General features: G+C 41.6%; 2 protein-coding genes. Both read left to right on the plus strand.

Annotation, left to right across the window (positions count from 1 at the left end):
* Positions 1–199: 199 nt before the first annotated feature.
* Entirely contained in the window at positions 200–2,800 is a 2,601-nt protein-coding gene (gene mutS, locus V7659_RS21055; protein ID WP_335542017.1) for a DNA mismatch repair protein MutS, read from the plus strand.
* 13 nt (positions 2,801–2,813) lie between these two features.
* Positions 2,814–3,481, plus strand: a 668-nt coding sequence (gene mutL / locus V7659_RS21060; RefSeq protein ID WP_335542018.1) for a DNA mismatch repair endonuclease MutL, incomplete at its 3' end; no start/stop codon positions are given.

Below are 3,481 nucleotides of genomic sequence, written 5' to 3' on the forward strand. Positions count from 1 at the left end.
CCCCACCACCTAATTCGGCTAATAGTAACTTTTCTAATTATATTCGATGGAATTGTTTTTACACCTCTTCCAAAATATAAAATATTTCCATTTTACTCCGTTCTAGAATTAGGATTTTTCTTCCTAAAAAAGTCCGTACGAAGTATGGTATAATAGTTTGTCGAACATACTCGAAAGTCTTTTTTTAGTGGAGGTCATTATGGCTGCATATACGCCGATGATACAGCAATACTTAACCGTTAAGGCAGATTACCAAGATGCCTTTTTATTTTTTCGCTTAGGCGATTTTTATGAAATGTTTTTCGATGATGCCATCAAAGCATCACAAGAATTAGAAATAACTCTAACAAGCAGACAAGGTGGTACGGATGACCGGATTCCGATGTGCGGCGTTCCCTATCATTCTGCACCAAACTATATTGAACAGCTCATTTCAAAAGGCTATAAGGTGGCGATTTGTGAGCAGGTTGAAGACCCGAAGCTGACCAAAGGTATGGTGAAAAGGGAAGTTGTCCAATTGATCACGCCTGGTACAGTGATGGAAGGTAAGGGGTTAACGGATAAAGAGAATAATTATATTGCCTCAATTACCCGATTTGATGATGGAACCTTTGGGTTTGCCTACAATGATATCTCAACAGGTGAAAGCCGAGTCACCTTGTTATCCAATAATTTTGACGAAGTTTTAAATGAGTTAGCTGTTCTGAGTGCGAAGGAAGTAGTAGTTGCCAGTAGCTTTGACGGTGAATGGCAAAAGAAACTTCGTGAGCGTGACGTCCTAGCGATTTCATTTGAAGATAATAGTTCAATAGATATGAATTTTTCTCATCTGCTAAAAGATTTGAATCAAGAAAAACTAAAGCAAACAATCGCGCGTCTTTTTCATTATTTATACCGGTCGCAAAAAAGAAGTTTGGATCATCTACAGCCAGTCACCACCTATCAAATCCATCAATATATGAAAATTGACTACTATTCCAAGCGTAATCTTGAATTAACAGAAACGATTCGTTCCAAAGGAAAAAAAGGGTCTTTATTATGGCTTCTTGATGAGACGATGACCGCAATGGGCGGAAGGATGTTAAAGCACTGGATCGACCGTCCGTTAATCAGTCAAACGGACATTGAATTGCGTCAATCGATTGTGGAAGTCCTATTGTCACATTATTTTGAGCGTCAAGAACTACGTGAGAAGCTGAAAGAAGTTTATGATTTAGAACGATTAGCTGGAAGAGTAGCCTTTGGTAATATCAATGCCCGTGACTTGGTCCAATTGAAGCGTTCGTTAATGCAGGTTCCATATTTACAACAAATTTTGCAGGGGATGCAGAATGAAAAAGTGAACCAAATTGCTGAACTTCTGGATCCTTGTGAAGAAATCACGGATCTTTTGGAGATGGCGATTGTTGAAAATCCACCGCTTTCTTTAAAAGAAGGTAATATGATACGTGATGGGTACAATGCCCAGCTCGATCAGTACCGTGATGCCAGCCGGAATGGGAAAACGTGGATTGCTCAACTGGAACGAGAAGAACGGGAGAAGACCGGCATTAAGTCACTAAAGGTTGGCTACAACCGTGTATTTGGTTATTATATTGAGATTACTAGAGCAAACCTGCATCTTTTAACAGAAGGGCAGTATGAACGGAAACAAACATTATCCAATGCGGAACGGTTTATAACTCCTGATTTAAAAGAAAAAGAAGCTTTGATTTTACAAGCAGAAGAAAAAAGCAGTGAACTGGAATATGAATTGTTTACTGAGATTCGCGAGATTGTAAAAGAAAAAATTCCGCGTTTACAAGCATTGGCAAAAACGATTAGTGAACTGGATGTCCTGCAGTGCTTCGCTCAAGTAAGTGAGGACCGCCACTATGTCAAACCACAGTTTTCTATGGAGGGCCGTGTCGTTGTTAAGGAAGGCCGTCATCCTGTGGTAGAAAAGGTATTGAACGCCCAGGAATACGTTCCAAATGATTGCTTCATGGACAGCGACCGGGAAGTTTTATTGATTACGGGCCCAAACATGTCAGGGAAAAGTACCTACATGCGCCAAGTCGCTTTGGTCGCGATCTTAGCGCAAATCGGCTGTTACGTCCCAGCCTCCGAAGCGGTTCTGCCGATTTTTGATCAAGTCTTTACACGGATTGGTGCAGCAGATGATTTAATTTCCGGACAAAGTACCTTTATGGTTGAAATGCTCGAGGCCAAAAATGCGATTTCAAATGCTACACAAAACAGCTTGATTTTGTTTGACGAAATTGGGCGTGGAACTTCGACTTATGATGGGATGGCCCTTGCGCAAGCGATCATTGAATATATTCACACCAATATTGGAGCGAAGACTCTTTTTTCCACCCATTATCATGAATTAACTGTTTTAGATGAAGAACTGTCTAAGTTACAAAATATCCACGTCAGTGCGATTGAGCATAATGGAAAAGTCGTGTTTCTTCATAAAATAAAAGAAGGACCAGCAGACAAGAGTTACGGAATTCATGTCGCTCAACTAGCAGGTTTGCCTTCAGACCTAATCAGCCGTGCGAATGAAATATTAACCGCATTAGAGCAGTCTGATACCCAGGAGGTCAAGCAAAAAACAGAAGCAGTGAAGGTAGTTCACGTAGAAGAACAGCCTGCTCAACTTTCTTTCTTTGATGAACCGAAAGATGTGAAGAAGCAAGAACTCTCTACTAAAGAGAAACGTGTGATCGATAAAATGAAGGAATTAGATATATTGGATTTAACACCACTTCAAGCGATAAATATGTTGTACGAGCTCCAGAAAAAGTTAAAGTAGGGGGTGAATCCGAATGGGTAAAATTATTCAATTAGATGATGCCTTATCGAATAAAATCGCAGCGGGGGAGGTAGTAGAACGCCCTGCTTCCGTGGTAAAAGAGTTGGTTGAAAATTCTATTGATGCGGGCAGTACGGTGATTGAAATTGAGGTGGAAGAAGCCGGACTTGCGAAAATCCGCATTACGGACAATGGAAATGGGATTGAGGAAGAGGATGTGTTGCTCGCCTTTCAACGCCATGCTACCTCCAAAATAAAGAATGAAAATGATCTGTTCCGAATCCGGACCCTCGGATTCCGGGGAGAGGCCCTGCCGAGTGTCGCTTCCGTTTCACGGCTTGAGATGCAAACTTCTACGGGTGAAGGGGCAGGAAATCGGGTGGTCATCGAAGGCGGCAAAGTTGAAATATTTGAGAAAGCATCGAGCAGACGTGGAACCGATATTACGATTACCGATTTATTTTTCAATACACCTGCCCGCTTAAAATATATGAAGACCATTCATACCGAGCTTGGAAATATAACGGACGTTGTGAATCGATTGGCCCTTTCCCATCCTGAGGTGGCCTTCCGCCTTATTCATAATGATCGGAAATTGTTGCAAACCAATGGAAACGGAGATGTTCGTCAGGTCCTGGCATCGATTTATGGGCTGGGGATTGCCAAGCAGTTGGTTCCCAT

The organism is Neobacillus drentensis, from assembly GCF_036966985.1.
Lineage (GTDB): Bacteria > Bacillota > Bacilli > Bacillales > Cytobacillaceae > Neobacillus > Neobacillus drentensis_E.